At 70.5% G+C, this 14,868-nt stretch carries 16 protein-coding genes; 10 read left to right on the top strand and 6 right to left on the bottom strand.

The window, feature by feature from the left end; translation table 11 throughout:
• Positions 1-6 precede the first annotated feature (6 nt).
• A complete protein-coding gene (locus VPH43_RS14400; RefSeq protein WP_328578414.1) occupies positions 7-951 on the bottom strand; it encodes a tetratricopeptide repeat protein in 945 nt (314 codons plus the stop codon).
• A gap of 94 nt (positions 952-1,045) precedes the next feature.
• Between VPH43_RS14400 and purE the strand changes: the two genes are divergently transcribed.
• The 6 genes from purE (at position 1,046) to VPH43_RS14370 (ending at position 6,997) form a co-directional block, all read left to right on the top strand.
• Entirely contained in the window at positions 1,046-1,510 is a 465-nt protein-coding gene (gene purE / locus VPH43_RS14395) for a 5-(carboxyamino)imidazole ribonucleotide mutase (RefSeq protein ID WP_328578669.1), read from the top strand.
• Positions 1,507-2,667, top strand: coding sequence for a 5-(carboxyamino)imidazole ribonucleotide synthase (locus VPH43_RS14390; RefSeq protein ID WP_328578413.1), 1,161 nt, complete (start codon positions 1,507-1,509; stop codon positions 2,665-2,667). The genes purE and VPH43_RS14390 overlap by 4 nt, the downstream gene beginning before the upstream one ends.
• A gap of 6 nt (positions 2,668-2,673) precedes the next feature.
• A complete protein-coding gene (locus VPH43_RS14385; protein WP_328578412.1) occupies positions 2,674-3,669 on the top strand; it encodes an L-threonylcarbamoyladenylate synthase in 996 nt (331 codons plus the stop codon).
• A gap of 37 nt (positions 3,670-3,706) precedes the next feature.
• Entirely contained in the window at positions 3,707-4,699 is a 993-nt protein-coding gene (locus tag VPH43_RS14380) for an SGNH/GDSL hydrolase family protein (RefSeq protein ID WP_328578411.1), read from the top strand.
• Between the two features lie 194 nt (positions 4,700-4,893).
• On the top strand, positions 4,894-6,288 hold the full coding sequence (locus tag VPH43_RS14375) for an alpha/beta hydrolase family protein (protein WP_328578410.1): 1,395 nt from the start codon (positions 4,894-4,896) through the stop codon (positions 6,286-6,288).
• 31 nt (positions 6,289-6,319) lie between these two features.
• The gene (locus tag VPH43_RS14370; RefSeq protein WP_328578409.1) at positions 6,320-6,997 is read left to right on the top strand and encodes an OmpW/AlkL family protein; all 678 of its coding nucleotides are present in this window, start codon (positions 6,320-6,322) and stop codon (positions 6,995-6,997) included.
• Here the strand turns inward: VPH43_RS14370 and VPH43_RS14365 are convergent.
• Complete coding sequence (locus tag VPH43_RS14365) at positions 6,985-7,326, bottom strand: SemiSWEET transporter (RefSeq protein ID WP_328578408.1); 342 nt, start codon at positions 7,324-7,326, stop codon at positions 6,985-6,987. The two genes, VPH43_RS14370 and VPH43_RS14365, sit on opposite strands and share 13 nt — an antisense overlap.
• A complete protein-coding gene (gene dacB / locus VPH43_RS14360; RefSeq protein ID WP_328578407.1) occupies positions 7,326-8,747 on the bottom strand; it encodes a D-alanyl-D-alanine carboxypeptidase/D-alanyl-D-alanine endopeptidase in 1,422 nt (473 codons plus the stop codon). The genes VPH43_RS14365 and dacB overlap by 1 nt, the downstream gene beginning before the upstream one ends.
• A 118-nt stretch (positions 8,748-8,865) precedes the next feature.
• Between dacB and tsaB the strand changes: the two genes are divergently transcribed.
• The 3 genes from tsaB to VPH43_RS14345 are packed head-to-tail and all read left to right on the top strand — an operon-like array spanning position 8,866 to position 10,887.
• Complete coding sequence (gene tsaB / locus VPH43_RS14355; protein WP_328578406.1) at positions 8,866-9,597, top strand: tRNA (adenosine(37)-N6)-threonylcarbamoyltransferase complex dimerization subunit type 1 TsaB; 732 nt, start codon at positions 8,866-8,868, stop codon at positions 9,595-9,597.
• On the top strand, positions 9,594-10,097 hold the full coding sequence (gene rimI / locus VPH43_RS14350) for a ribosomal protein S18-alanine N-acetyltransferase (protein ID WP_328578405.1): 504 nt from the start codon (positions 9,594-9,596) through the stop codon (positions 10,095-10,097). The genes tsaB and rimI overlap by 4 nt, the downstream gene beginning before the upstream one ends.
• Positions 10,084-10,887, top strand: coding sequence for a uracil-DNA glycosylase (locus VPH43_RS14345; RefSeq protein WP_328578404.1), 804 nt, complete (start codon positions 10,084-10,086; stop codon positions 10,885-10,887). Before rimI ends, VPH43_RS14345 begins: the two co-directional genes overlap by 14 nt.
• 144 nt (positions 10,888-11,031) lie before the next feature.
• Here VPH43_RS14345 and glmU read toward each other — a convergent pair whose 3' ends face one another.
• A complete protein-coding gene (gene glmU, locus VPH43_RS14340) occupies positions 11,032-12,402 on the bottom strand; it encodes a bifunctional UDP-N-acetylglucosamine diphosphorylase/glucosamine-1-phosphate N-acetyltransferase GlmU (protein ID WP_328578403.1) in 1,371 nt (456 codons plus the stop codon).
• Here glmU and VPH43_RS14335 point away from each other — a divergent pair.
• Positions 12,401-13,306, top strand: a complete 906-nt coding sequence (locus tag VPH43_RS14335; protein WP_328578402.1) for a DUF6279 family lipoprotein — start codon at positions 12,401-12,403, stop codon at positions 13,304-13,306. The two genes, glmU and VPH43_RS14335, sit on opposite strands and share 2 nt — an antisense overlap.
• A gap of 9 nt (positions 13,307-13,315) precedes the next feature.
• On the opposite strand, the gene VPH43_RS14330 is transcribed toward VPH43_RS14335, so the two are convergent.
• On the bottom strand, positions 13,316-13,858 hold the full coding sequence (locus VPH43_RS14330; protein WP_328578401.1) for a DUF4136 domain-containing protein: 543 nt from the start codon (positions 13,856-13,858) through the stop codon (positions 13,316-13,318).
• Between the two features lie 85 nt (positions 13,859-13,943).
• Positions 13,944-14,864, bottom strand: coding sequence for a tRNA 2-thiocytidine(32) synthetase TtcA (gene ttcA, locus VPH43_RS14325; RefSeq protein ID WP_328578400.1), 921 nt, complete (start codon positions 14,862-14,864; stop codon positions 13,944-13,946).
• Positions 14,865-14,868 lie beyond the last annotated feature (4 nt).

Here is a 14,868-nt window from a genome sequence, read left to right as displayed (position 1 = left end):
GGCGCGTCAGAACAGCGCCATGCTGAGCTTGCGCCGATACTGGTCCACCACCGGGTCGGCGGGCGCCACGGCGGCCTTGCCGGTGAGCTCCAGCGTGCCCTTGGCTTCGGCCGCTGCGCTCGGCTTGGGTGCCGGCTTGGTCATCAGCTCCAGGATGCTCACGTAGGTCTTGCGCGCGAGCTCGTCGTTCCAGGCCTTGTCGCGCATGATGATCTCGAGCAGCTCATCCATGGCCTGGGTGAAGCGGCCGGCGGCGAGGTGGGTCTGCGCCAGTTCGAAGCGTGCGTCGAAGTCGCGCCGGTTTGCCGCGATGGCGGCAGCCAGGTCGGCTTCGCTGCGCGCGCTGCCGGCTTTTTCGGCAGCCTGCAGCCAGTGGCCCAGCGCCGCGATGCGCTGGTCCAGCATGGCCTTGCTGGCCACCGGCTCCCAGGCCTGGCGGGCCTGCTCGACGCGGCCCTGCTCCAGCAGCAGCTTGACGTAGTCGCAGCGCACGGCGTCGTTGGCCGGGTCGATGGCCACCGCCTGCTGCAGCCGGTCGAGTGCGCTGCCGGTGTCGCCCTGGGCCGCCAGGTCGGCGGCCTCTTCCGTCTGCTCCTCGGCCTCGAGCTCTTCCGGGCTGGGGACGTGCTTGTCGAGGAACTGGCGGATCTGCCCTTCGGGCAGGGCGCCGACGAAACCATCCACCGGCTGGCCCTGGTCGAACAGCACGCAGAACGGGATGCTGCGCACGCCGAAGGCCTGGCTCAGCTGGCCGGCGATCTCGGGCTGCTCATCGCTGTTGAGCTTGGCCAGCTTGAAGCGGCCGGCGTACTCCACCTCCAGCTTCTCCAGGATGGGGCTGAGCGCCTTGCACGGCCCGCACCAGGGGGCCCAGATGTCCAGCAGCACCGGTTGGCGCAGCGAGTCCTGGATCAGGTCGGCTTCGAAGTTTTGGAGGGTGATGTCGATCATGGGAAGGACGTGGGAGCACGCCGCCTACAATTCAAGGTTTTCTCAAGCCCCGGAGCGAGCCTTGACGAGCGCCCCTCCCGTGGTCGGCGTGGTGATGGGGTCCAGCAGCGACTGGGACACCCTGCGGCACGCGGCCCAGATTCTCGCCGAGTTCGGCATCCCCCATGAAGCGCGTGTTGTCTCCGCGCACCGCATGCCCGACGACATGTTCGCCTATGCCGAAGGCGCGGCTGCGCGGGGCTTGCAGGCCATCATCGCCGGTGCCGGCGGCGCCGCCCACCTGCCCGGCATGCTGGCCGCCAAGACCACCGTGCCGGTGCTCGGCGTGCCGGTGGCCAGCCGCCACCTGCAGGGCGTGGATTCGCTGCATTCGATCGTGCAGATGCCGAAGGGGATTCCGGTGGCCACCTTTGCGATCGGCACCGCGGGCGCGGCCAACGCGGCGCTGTTCGCGGTGGCCATGCTCGCCAATTCCGACGCCAGCTTGCGTGCCCGGCTGGAGGCCTACCGCGCCCGCCAGACCGAGGCGGCACGCGCGATGACACAAGAGCTCAAATGACAACCCCCATCCTGCCAGGTGCCACGCTGGGTGTGCTGGGTGGCGGCCAGCTCGGTCGCATGTTCGTGCACGCGGCCCAGGCCCTGGGTTATGCCACCGCGGTGCTGGACGCCGATGCCGACAGTCCGGCCGGCACGGTGTCCCACCACCATGTGCGCACCGGCTACCTGGACGCTGACGGCCTGCGTGAGCTGGCCGCCCGCAGCGCCGCCGTGACCACCGAGTTCGAGAACGTGCCGGCCGAAGCCCTGGCCACGCTGGCGGGCCAGCGGCCGGTGGCGCCGTCGGCCGCGGCGGTGGCCGTGTGCCAGGACAGGGCGGCCGAGAAGGCGCAGTTCGTGCGCTGCGGCGTGCCGTGCGCGCCCCATGCGCTGATCCAGACGCAGGCGCAGCTGGATGCTGTGGGCGATGAGCTGCTGCCCGGCATCCTGAAAACCGCGCGCATGGGCTACGACGGCAAGGGCCAGGTGCGGGTGCGCGACCGCGCCGAGCTCGCGCAGGCCTGGGGCGAGCTGAAGCAGGCGCCTTGCGTGCTGGAGAAGATGCTGCCCCTGGCGCTCGAACTCAGCGTGGTGGTCGCGCGCAGCCGGGATGGTGAAGTGGTGCACCTGCCGGTACAGCAGAACCTGCACCGCGACGGCATCCTGGCGGTCACCCAGGTGCCGGCCCCGGACGCGAGCGAAGCGCAGCGGCAGCAGGCCGTGGCGTGCGCCGAGCGCATCGCCGCGTCGCTCGACTACGTGGGCGTGCTGTGCGTGGAGTTCTTCGTGTTGGCCGACGGCACGCTGGTCGCCAACGAGATGGCGCCGCGGCCGCACAACTCGGGCCACTACAGCATCGATGCCTGCGACGTGTCGCAGTTCGAGCTGCAGGTGCGCGCGATGACCGGCCTGCCGCTGGTGGCGCCGCGGCTGCACTCGCCGGCCGTGATGCTCAACCTGCTGGGCGACCTGTGGTTCGATGCCGGCGGCACCGAGCGCACGCCCGCCTGGGCGCAGGTGCTGGCCGTGCCCGGTGTGCACCTCCACCTGTACGGCAAGGCCCAGGCGCGCCGCGGCCGCAAGATGGGCCACCTCACGGTGACCGCCGCCACGGCGCAGGCCGCACGCGACATTGCGTTGCAGGTGGCCCGCATACTCGGCCTGCCGGCCTTCTGACGCCGCATGCCGCTGCATCCAGGCACCGAGCCGGCTGCGATCGCAGCTGCGGCGGACCAGCTGGTCGCTGGCGGCCTGGTGGCGTTTCCCACTGAAACCGTCTATGGGCTGGGTGCGCGGGCCGATGACGACGCAGCGGTGGCCGGCATCTTTGCCGCCAAGGGCCGGCCGGCCGACCACCCGCTCATCGTGCACCTGGCCGATGCGGCGCAGGCGGGCCAGTTCGCCGCCGAGCTGTCGCCGCTGGCGCAGCGCCTGATGCAGGCCTTCTGGCCCGGGCCCCTGACCATCATCGTGCCGCGCCGGCCCGAGCGTGCCAGCGCGGCGGCCGGCGGCCAGGCCAGCGTGGGCCTGCGCTGCCCGGCGCATCCCGTGGCCCACGCCCTGCTGCAGGCGGCGGCGCAGCGCGGGGTGAAAGGCGTGGCCGCGCCCAGCGCCAACCGCTTCGGGCGCGTGAGCCCCACCACCGCCCAGCATGTGGCCGACGAGTTCGGGCCGGCGCTGATGGTGCTGGACGGCGGCGCCTGTGCGGTGGGCATCGAGTCCAGCATCGTGGACTGCACCCGTGGCCATGCGGTGCTGCTGCGTCCGGGCGTGCTGACCCGCGCGCAGATCGAGGCGGTGCTTGGCGAGCCCCTGCACGACCGCGATGCGCAGGCGCCGCGTGCGTCCGGCACGCTGGAGGCGCACTACGCGCCCAACGCCCGTGTTCGCCTCATGGCCGGCGCCGAGCTGGCCGATGCCCTCGATGCCCTGGCTGGTGAGAACGGGGCCGTTCACACGCTGGCGGTATATTCCCGCACGGTGCGCCCGAGCGGGCCCACCGGCACCGTGATGCACCGCTGGATGCCGCACAGCGCGGCGCAGGCGGCGCAGGAGTTGTTCTCGGTGCTGCGCGACTTCGATGACCGGGGTGCGCAGCTCATCTGGGTGGAGCAGCCGCCCGACACGCCCGATTGGGACGGCGTGCGCGACCGGCTGCAGCGGGCGGCGGCCGCGTGATCGGCCCGGCCCATCCATCCGGCAATCTGGAGGTTCGATGAAGTTCTCAGGTATTTCCGCGCGCGCTGCGTTGCGCTGCTTCGCAGGAGCGGCCGCTGCGGCGTTGCTGGCCCTGGCTGGTTGTGGCGGCGGCGATCAGATCGATCCCTTCCGGCCCAACCGCATCCTCGCGTTCGGCGACGAGGCCAGCGTGATCGTGCCCAACGGCACCTCGCAGGGCCTCAAGTACACGATCAATTCGTTCGCTGCGCCGGCCAGTTCCGCGGAGAACCCCAATCCGCCAGCCGTGGCGGTGTGCACCAGCAACCCGCTGTGGATCCAGAGCGTGGCCTCGGCCTTCGGCCTGGTGTTCGACGAGTGCAAGGGCAGTGCCGCGACGTCCAGCGGCAAGATCCTGGCCACCGTCAGCGCCAAGTCGACCGACATCGCCACCCAGATCGACAACTTCCTCGCCACCAGCAACGGCGGCTTTACCGACAAGGACGTCGTCACCCTGATGGCGGGCCAGAACGACGTGCTCGAACAGTACGCGCTGTACCCGGCGACGCCCGAAGCGACCATCATGGACAACCTGCGCGTGCGGGCCAAGGCGCTGGCGGAGCAAGCCAACCGCATTGCCGTGGCCGGCCCGGCGGTCATCGTGGTCCGTATCCCGGACGTCGGCCTCACCCCGTTTGCGCGCGCCCAGGAGACGGCCAACCCCGGCCGTGCCGCGCTGCTGTCGCGCATGACCCTGGAGTTCAATACGGCCTTGCAGCTGAACCTGATCAACGACGGTCACCTGATCGGCCTGGTGTTCGGCGACACCGCGATCCAGAACCTGACCAACTTTTCCACGGGACTGAACGTCACCGCGGCGGCCTGCACCGCACCGGCCACGGCCGACCTGCTGGGCTGCACCACCGCCAACCTGGCGACGGGTATCAGCTCGACGTCGCACCTGTGGGCCGGCAGCACCATGCTGAGCCCGGTGGGGCAGTCGTCCATCGGCTCGCTGGCCGCCAATCGCGCCATCAGCAACCCGTTCTGACGGCGCTGGCCGCTGCCTTGCAAAAGCCGCCTCCGAGGCGGCTTTTTTCATCGCCGAGCCGGTGGTTAGAGGCGCCGCCCCAAGCCGGGTTTCCCCGGCTCGGAGCCATGGAAACCTGCCCGTATAGTGACTTCAACAAAAGCGAACGCTCGTTCGCTTTTTGTCTTCTGCTGCTTGGCAAAGGGGTTGTTTCGATGAACAGGATTCATGCAGGCGTGCTGACCGTCGTGGTCAGCGCCATGTTGGCGGCGTGCGGTGGCGGCGGCGACGATCCGCCCCCGCCGCGCGGCACCATCATCACAGCACAGCTGGCCGGCCAGGCCACCACCGCGCAGATCAATGCGGGCACCACCGCCTCCGGCATCCAGGCCCTCACCGGCCCGGCGGCGTGCGACGTGGACATTCGCTACGTGCTCTACATGACGCGCGATCCGGCCGGCGCACCGGCCACTGCGTCGGCCGCGGTGTTCGTGCCCTCGGGCAGCGCGCCGCAATGCAGCGGTGAGCGCCCCGTGGTGCTGTATGCCCACGGCACCACCACCGCGAAGTCTTACAACATCGCCGACATCTCCCGCAGCACCACCACCGGCGCCTTCAACAACGCCGGCGGGGCGGAAGGCTCGCTCGTGGTCGCGATGTACGCGGCCCAAGGCTTCGTGGTCGTGGCCCCCAACTACCTGGGCTACGACAAATCGTCGCTGGAATGGCACCCCTACCTGAATGCCGAGGCACAGGCGGTGGACATGGTGGACGGCCTGCGTGCCGCCAAGGCCCATCTGGCCGCCACCACCGGCACCAAGCCCTCCAGCAAGCTCTTCGTCACCGGCTACTCGCAGGGCGGACACGTTGCGATGGCGACGCACCGGGCCCTGGAGCGCGACTATTCGGGCGAGTTCACCGTGACCGCGTCCGCCGGCATGTCGGGCCCGTACAACCTGGTGACCATGGCCGACGTGGTGACCGGCCCGGGCCCGATCAACGCAGGCGCGACCATCTTCACGCCGCTGTTGCTCACCAGCTACCAGAAGTCCTACCACAACGTGTACGCGACGGCCGCGGACGCCTACCAGGCCCCCTTCGCCGCCACCGCGGAAACGCTGTTCCCCACCGACACTCCGCTGGACCAGCTGATCGCCGCAGGCAAGCTCCCCGCTGATCCGACCTTCACCAAGCTGTTTGGTACCGGTGGCCTGCTGACCGACACCTTCCGCGCCGGGTATTCGACCTCCGGTTACCGCAAGGATTCGGTCACCAACACGCTGGCCGGCTTCGACAACACCACGCCGATCGTCTGGAAGCCGCAACATCCGGTCGCACTCTGTGGCGGCTTCAACGACCCCACCGTGTTCTACCAGGTGAACACCACCGCCGCGGTGAGCGCGTTCGCCACGCAGGGCGTCACGCCGGTTGCGGCCTTCGACCTCGAAAACCGCGCCACCTTGCCGGCCGGCGCCGCGGGAGACCAGATCTACGGCGGCTTCCAGCAGGCCAAGGCCGCGGCCGGCTCCAACGCCACCGCGCAGTACCACGGCACGCTGGTGCCGCCGTTCTGCAATGCGCTTGTGCGCAGCGTCTTCTCCGCGCTGTGATCCGCCACCGCAGCCAAGGAATCAACATCCCATGAAAAACCTTCTTTCGGCCGCCGCGGCGGCGCTGCTGTCGCTCGGCGCTGCGGGCGCCTCGGCGCAGTCGAACACCGTCTACGTGGGCGGCGCCTACATCGACGTGCACAGCCGGGCACCGGCGCTGTCCGGCGGCCAGGCGTTGCCTGCGCCCGGCGCCCAGATCGAGGTGGACGACGCCTCCACCGTCGGCTTTGGCTACACGTACCGCTTCACGCCAGCCTGGAGCGTGGAGGCCGCGCTGGGCATCCCGCCGCGCCACAAGACCTATGGCCGCGGCTTCATCGAGCCCTTTGGCCAGATCTCGTCGGTGAAGCAGGTGGCGCCCACGGTGCTCGTGAACTACCACTTCAGCCCGATGGCCAAGGTCGAGCCCTTCGTGGGTGTGGGCATCAACTACACCCATTTCACCGGTGCCCGCAGCACGGCATCGGGTGAAGCGGCCAGCGGCGGCCCGACCAAGATCGAGCTGTCGGACTCCTGGGGCCTGGCCGCCCACGTGGGTGCCAGTTATGCGATCGACAAGGCCTGGTCCATCGTGGGCACCATCGCCTATGCCGATGTCAAGAGCGACCTGAAGGCCACCACGACCACCGCCTCTGGCGACGTGGTGCGCACCACCCACATCAAGTTCAACCCGGTGGCCTACACCCTCTGCGTGGGCTACAGCTTCTGACGTTGGCCGCGCAGGCCAGGGCCGTCGCCGCCTGCGGGCGCGACGGCTTTTTTGTTGCCGGCGCTGACCTTCATCACCAGGATGCTGGTCGCCAGCACCAGGCTCACCGCATTGGCCACGATGATCGGCCAGGCGTCCAGCAACACGCCGTAGGCCAGCCACAGGGCGATGCCGCAGGTGAAGCAGGCATACATGCCCAGCGAGATGCCGCTGACGTCGCGGGTGCGGAAGGTGAGCCAGGCCTGTGGCACGAAGGCGGTGGTGGTGAGCAGGGCGGCCAGGGTGCCGAGCCAGTCGGCGATCGTGAGCTGTACAGCGAACAAGGGCATCAGTCGTCGTAGGTCCATTGCACCACGGCATCCAGCGCGCCGCGCGCCGCCTGGGCATGGGGATGGTTGATCAGCGCCACCAGCAGGTAGCGCTTGCCGCTGGCGGCGAGCACGTAGCCGGCCACGCCCGCCACGTCACGCAGGGAACCGGTCTTCAGGTGCGCGCGGCCCGCGGGCAGGCCGGCCGCGTTGCGCAAGGTGCCGTCCAGGCCGCTCACCGGCAGCGAGCTCATCAGTTCCGGCATCGCAGGCCCGGCATAGGCCTGCTGCAGCAGCCGCGCCAGCAGGGCGGCCGACACCCGCGTGTCGCGCGACAGGCCGCTGCCGTTGTCGATCACGGTGGCGCTCGCCGCCGCCTCGCCAAAGCGCTGGGCGATCCAGCGCTGCAGCGCCTGGCGTGCCGTGTCCGGCGAGCCGCGCCCGGCCTGCACCGCGCCCAGGGTGAGGAAGAGCTGCTGCGCCATCACGTTGTTGCTGAACTTGTTGATGTCGCGCACCACGTCGGCCAGCGGCGGCGACTCCACCACCAGGCTGGGCGGGCTGTCCACCGGCGCGCTGCCCTCGCGCACACTGCCGCGCAGCCGGCCGCCGCTGTCGCGCCACAGCGCCTCCAGCAGGCGCGCGTTGTAGCGCCCGGGCTCCGCATGCGCCACCGGCCACTGGCGCTCGCCGCAGCCGGCGGCATAACGGCCCTCGAAGCGCGCATGCACCGGGTCGGCGAAGTTCGCCTTGAGCTGAGCGCGCCAGTCGGTGCAGGGCCCGTCGTCCAGCGGCACGGCGGCGTCCACGATCACCTGCGCCAGCGCCGGCTCCACGCTGATGCGCGCCACGCCGTGCGCCGGATCGGGCGTGAAGGTGTAGCGCACCGACTTGTAGTTCAGCAGCAGGGCGTCGGCGCGCACGTTGTAGGGCCTCAGCGGCTCGCCATCAAAGGCGCCCGGCTCCATGTCCGCCTCGGTGAACAGGCTGCGGTCCAGCACGATGTCGCCGTCGATCTCCTGGAGGCCCTGCTGGCGCAGGCGCTGCATCAGCAGCCACAGCCGCTCGACCACCAGCTTCGGGTCGCCGCTGCCGCGGATCACCAGCGAGCCGTGCAGCACGCCGTTGTCCAGGCGGCCCTGCAGCCACAGGGGGGTCTGCCAGGTGTAGGCCGGGCCCAGCAGGTCCAGCGCGGCGGCGGTCGTCACCAGCTTGAACAGCGACGCCGGGTTCATCGGCTGGCTGGCGTTGAACACCAGCCTTGGCGGCGGCAGGGAGCGCCCGGCGGCCACCTCCTGCACCACCACGGCCAGCGCGTCGCGTGGCACCTCGGCGCGCTTGAGCGCCTGGGCCACCTCGCGCGGCAGGGGCTGGGCGGAGGCGGCCGAAACGAAGGCCGGCACGAGCAGCAGGACCAGCGTGCGCAAGAGCGACCGGAGCATGGCGGCATGATCGCACGGCTACACTGGCCGGCATGCCGCGCGGGCCTCCCGCGCCGCGCCAGCCGGTCGCAACGCGACATGTCCTGGCGCGCCTCTCGCCGCTGTGTCAACGCCTCCCGTGAGCGCCTCTTCCAACGCCCTGCTCGCCATCGACAGCTCCACCGAGCGCCTGTGCCTCGCGCTGCAGTTTGGTGGTGGTGAGCACTGGGTGGATCAAACCGGTGGCGCGCAGGCCTCGGCCCAGCTGCTGCCGCAGCTGCTGGGGCTGCTGGCGCAGGCGGGCACCCGCCTCGCGGACCTGGATGCGATCGCGTTCGCGTGCGGGCCCGGGGCCTTCACCGGCCTGCGCACCGCCTGCGCGGTGGCCCAGGGCCTGGCCTTCGGTGCGGCCAGGCCGGTGCTGGCGCTGGACAGCCTGCTGATCGTGGCGGAGGACGCGCGGGTGGCCGCCGGCGCGCCGCCCGTCTTTGATCTGTGGGTGGTGATGGACGCCCGCATGGACGAGGTGTATGCCGGCCGTTATGCCTGGAGCGACGGCCGCTGGACGGTGCACGATGCGCCGGCGCTGTACGACCTGCCGACCTTGCATGCGCGCTGGCACGGCGCGCCACCGGCCGCGCTGGCGGGCTCGGCGCTGCAGGCCTTCGGCGAGCGCCTGCAGGTGGGCGCCGCCGCGCAATACCCGGTGCAGCAGCAGCGTGCCGCTGCGCTGCTGCGGGTGGCGCAGCAGGCGTGGCAGCGGGGCGACACGCTGGACGCGGCCGATGCGCTGCCGCTGTACCTGCGCGACAAGGTGGCGCTGACCACGGCGGAGCGGGCGGCCGCCAAGGCGGGGGAGGCGGCCGGATGAGCGCCGCCTGGCAATCCACAGCCCCCCGCGTGGTGCCGATGACCGGCGCGCGTGTCGAGGCGGTGGCCGCCATCGAGGCCAGTGCGTATGCGTTCCCGTGGAGCCGCGGCAACTTCGTGGATTCCCTGGCCGCGGGCTACCTGGCCGAGGTGATGCTCGGGCCGGCCGGCGAGGTGGTTGCCTACCAGGTGGCGATGCAGGGTGTGGACGAGATGCACCTGCTGAACCTCACCGTCGCGCCCACGCATTGGGGCCGGGGCCTGGGCCGTCATCTGCTGGACCGGCTGGTGCTCCATGCGCGCGGCGTGCCGGCCAGTGCGGTGTGGCTGGAGGTCCGGCAGAGCAACACCCGCGCTCGCCGCATCTATGAACGTTATGGCTTCGTGCAGGTGGGCGTGCGGCGCGGTTATTACCCGGGGCCGCAGGGCAGCCGGGAAGATGCGGTGGTGATGAGCCTGCACATCACGCAGCCGCCGGAGGCACCCGATGGGCTGGTCTGAACGCCAGCGCCTGATGCTGGCCGAGATGGGGCTCTCGGTCTGGGTGCCGGACGCGACCGAAGAGATGGCGGTCGTGGCCGATGCGCCCCGGCCAACGCCGGCCCCTGGGCCTGCGCCCGCGCGGGCGGCCCCGGTGGCCACCGGGGCGCCGCGTGACCCACAGAGCGCAACGCCTGCCGTGCCGGTGGATCATCCCGCGAGCACAGCCACTTCGCCGGTCGCCGCGCTGGACTGGCCCGCCTTGCGCGAGGCGGTGGCCGCCTGCCGCGCCTGCGGCCTGTGCGAGGGCCGCCGCAACACGGTGTTCGGCGTGGGCAACGAGCGTGCGCACCTCATGGTGGTGGGCGAGGCGCCCGGGGAGCAGGAAGACCGCAAGGGCGAACCCTTTGTCGGCCCGGCCGGCCAGCTGCTGGACAGCATGCTGCGGGCGCTGAACCTCACCCGCGACCCCGGCCCGCCCGAGCGCCAGGTGTTCATCGCCAACACGCTGAAGTGCCGGCCGCCCGGCAACCGCAATCCCGAGCCGGAGGAGTTGGCGCGCTGCGAGCCCTTCCTGCAGCGCCAGCTGGCCCTGGTGCAGCCCAGGGTCATCCTGGCGATGGGCCGTTTTGCGGTGCAGGCGCTGCTGCGCAGCGGTGAGCCGATCGGCCGCCTGCGCGGCCGGGTGCATCAGTACCAGGGCGTGCCGCTGGTGGTGACCTACCACCCCGCCTACCTGCTGCGCAACCTGCCCGACAAGGCCAAGGCGTGGGAGGACCTGTGCCTTGCGGCACAAATCCTCTCCGATTGAGCCCCCGGCCGCCTGGCGGCCACCCCCCGAGGGGGTTCGAATCCGGGCCGGGAAACCCGCTCCCGGATTCGCCCGCCCGGCAAGGGCGCTCCCCTGGCCGCTTTGCGGCCTGTCCCTAGGGACCAATACAGGTGCCGCGCTACGTCACTTCTTCTGTTTCTGCGGCCGGGTCCAGCCCGCCAGTGTGACCTGCCTTGCGCGGGCGACCGTCAGCTGCCCGGCCGGCGCGTCCTTGCTGATGGTGGAGCCGCCGCCGATGGTGGCGCCGTCGCCCAGGGTCACCGGGGCGACGAGCACGCAGTTGGAGCCCACGTGCACGTCGTTGCCGATGGTGGTGCGGTGCTTGTTGGCGCCGTCGTAGTTGGCGGTGATGGAGCCGGCGCCATAGTTCACCCGCTCGCCCACGGTGGCGTCGCCCAGGTAGGCGAGGTGGTTCGCCTTGGCGCCCTTGGCCAGGGTGGAGTTCTTCACCTCGACGAAGTTGCCGATGTGCACCTCCTCGCCCAGCTCGGCGCCCGGGCGCAGCCGGGCGTAGGGGCCGACCAGCGCGCCGGCGCCCACCGTGGCGCCTTCGATGTGGGTGAAGGGATGGATCACCGCGCCCGCGCCGATGCGGGCGTCGCGCAGCACGCAGTGGGGGCCGACGCGGGCGCCATCGGCCAGGTGCACGGTGCCTTCGAAGACGCAGCCGATGTCGATCTCCACGTCGGTGCCGCAGCTCAGCGTGCCCCGCACGTCGAAACGGGCGGGGTCGGCCAGGCGCACGCCGGCTTCCATCAACGCCTCGGCCTGGGCGCGCTGGTAGCGGCGCTCCAGGTCGGCCAGCTGGGCGGGGCTGTTGACGCCCAGCACTTCGGTCTCGCTGGCCGCGGGTGAAGCCACCACCGGCACGCCGTCGGCCACGGCCATGGCGACGATGTCGGTGAGGTAGTACTCACGCTGGGCGTTGTCGTTCTTCAGCGCCATCACCGAGCGCTTCAGCCAGGCGGCGGGCGCGGCCATCATGCCGGTGTAGACCTCGCGGATCGCGCGCTGCTCGGGCGTGGCGTCCTTGTGCTCCACGATGCCCAGCACACGTCTGGTGCCCGGCTCGCGCACGATGCGGCCATAGCCGGTGGGGTCGGGCAGCTCGATGGTCAGCAGCGCCAGGCGCTCGCCGGCGCAGGCCTCGGCCAGGGCGCGGGCGGTGGCTTCGGCGACCAGCGGCACGTCGCCGTTGAGGATGAGCACCGTGCCTTCGTCGCCCAGCTGCGGTACGACTTGTTGTACCGCGTGGCCCGTGCCAAGCTGCGGCATCTGGCGCACGAATGCCAGCCCGGGCCCGGCGATTGCCGATTCCACCGTGTCGGCGCCGTGGCCGGTGACCACGATGGTGTGGCGGGCGGCCAGCCGCCCGGCGGTGTGCAGCACATGCTGCACCAGGCTTCGGCCGGCCAGGCGGTGCAGTACCTTGGGCAGCTGCGACTTCATGCGCGTGCCCTTGCCGGCGGCCATGATGACGATCTGGAGCGACATGCAGGGATCCTTGTTCAGACGCTGGATTATCGGTGCGGCCATGGTGATGTTGGCGCTGGTGGCGGGTTGCAGCGTGGCGCTGAAGATCACCTACAACCAGGGGCCCACCCTGCTGTACTGGTGGATGGACGGTTATGTCGACTTCGACGACGACCAGGCGCCGCGTGTGCGCCAGCTCATCGACCAGTGGTTCCAGTGGAACCGGCAGGATCAGCTGCCCGATTACGCCCAGCTGCTGCAGCGCGCCCAGACCCAGGTGCTGGACCCGGTGCTCACGCCGCAGGCGATGTGCGGCATGGCGCAGGAGGTCAAGCGCCGCACCATGCTGGCCTACGACCATGCCGTGCCCTCGCTGGCGGAGGTGGCGCTCACGCTCACGCCGGAGCAACTGAAGCACCTGGAGAAGAAGTTCGAGAAGAACAACGCCAAGTACCGCGACGAGTTCATGGGGCCGCGCCGCGAGGACCGCATCAAGGCCAACGTGAAGAAGGCGGTGGAGCGTTTCGAGCTGGTGTACGGCTCGGTGGACGATGCCCAGCACCAGCGCATCGTGCAGGCGGTGTCTGCCTCGCCCTACGACCCGGAGCTCTGGCTGGCCGAACGCCGGCTGGTGCAGCAGGAGGTGCTGCAGGCGCTGCGCCAGCTGCAGGCCGCCAAGGCGGCCCGTGCCGAACCGGCCGCGCTGCTGGGGCAGGCGCAGGCCGCGCTGCGCCAGGTGGCGCAGCATGTGGAGCAGTCGCCCCGCGAGGCCTACCGGCCGCAGCAGCAGCGGGTGTGGGACTACAACTGCGCTTTTGCAGCCCAGGTGCACAACACCATGAGCCCGGCGCAGCGCCAGTATGCGCAGCGCAAGCTCAAGCGCTGGGAAGACGACGTGCGGGCGCTCAACGCAGCGCCACGCTGAGGCCCGGCCTCACTGCGCCTGCGGCGCCAGCTGCACCTGCACGCGGTGTGCCTGCGGCACGGCGTTGGGGAAGTCCTTCAGCGCGGCCTGAAACATGGCGCCCAAGGCGGCGGTGCTTGCCTGCGTGCGCGACTCGTTGCTGGCGCGTGCCTCGTACAGTGGCGATCCAGTGCGGCGGTCGCGGATCAGCAGGCCCACTTCCTGGTCGTACTGGCTTTCGTACTGCGGCGGGAAGCCCCAGCCCGGCCGCCAGTAGTAGCCCGGGCGGCGCCAGTAGTTGCCACCCCAGCGCCACCACAGCGGGTCGTCCCAGGGGGTGAAGTCGGTGCGGGTGACGCGGGCGCCGATCTGCACCACCACGTCGGCGCTGGCGGCGTCGGTGGCCGGCTTGAAGCCGGCCTGCTCCAGCGCGCTGCGGGCGGCGGCTTCCAACGTGTCCTGCTGGGCGCCGCGCGCCTGCTGCGACGGCAGGCGCTCGATGGTGAAGCTGCCGGGCGGGCGGCCGGCCGGCCACTCGCCAAAGGTGGCCACGTCGCTGGTGACGGAGTTCATTCCGGCGCATCCGGCCAGTGCCAGGGCCAGGACAAGGGGAGCAAGGCGTCGCATCACACAACCTCCGGCAAACAAGGCGGCGGCGTCAGTCGTCGTGCAGCTTCAACTGGACAACGGCCGGCGCCGCCGGGGCACAGCCTGTGTCATCGTCGTCGAATGCCTTGTCGCCCGACGGATCGGCCACGCCTGTGGTTTTGAGCGTGGTGAAAGGGTAAAGGTTCCGGTCCATCAGGTGCGAGGGCACGATGTTGCCCATCGCGGTGAACATGTTGTCCACGCGGCCGGGAAACTTGCGGTCCCACTCGCGCAGCATCTGCTTGATCTGCACCCGCTGCAGGTTCTCCTGGCTGCCGCACAGGGTGCAGGGAATGATCGGGAACTGCCGGTGCGCGGCCCACTTCTCCAGGTCGGTCTCGGCCACGTAGGCCAGCGGCCGGATGATGATGTTCTTGCCGTCGTCGCTCACCAGCTTGGGCGGCATGCCCTTCAGGCGGCTGCCGAAGAACATGTTCATGAACAGCGTCTGCAGCATGTCGTCGCGGTGGTGGCCCAGTGCGATCTTGGTGGCACCCAGCTCCCCGGCCACGCGGTAGAGGATGCCGCGGCGCAGGCGCGAGCACAGGCTGCACATCGTCTTGCCCTCGGGGATGAGGCGCTTGACGATGGAGTAGGTGTCCTGGTTCTCGATGTGGAAGGGCACGCCCAGGCTGCGCAGGTAGTTGGGCAGCACTTCTTCCGGGAAACCCGGCTGCTTCTGGTCCAGGTTCACCGCCACGATCTCGAAGCGGATGGGCGCGCGCTGGCGCAGGTTCATCAGCACGTCCAGCAGGGCGTAGCTGTCCTTGCCACCGGACAGGCACACCATCACCTTGTCGCCGTCCTCGATCATGTTGAAGTCGGCGATCGCCTGGCCGACCTGCCGGTGCAGGCGCTTGCTGAGCTTGTTGGCCTCGAAGGCGGCCTTCTTGTCGGCCGCGGCGGTGTCGTCGTTCAGTACTGCGCTCATCTCG

The sequence above is a fragment of the Ideonella sp. BN130291 genome, from assembly GCF_036231905.1.
GTDB lineage: Bacteria > Pseudomonadota > Gammaproteobacteria > Burkholderiales > Burkholderiaceae_C > CAMLIZ01.
This window is presented reverse-complemented; position numbering and strand designations above follow the sequence as displayed.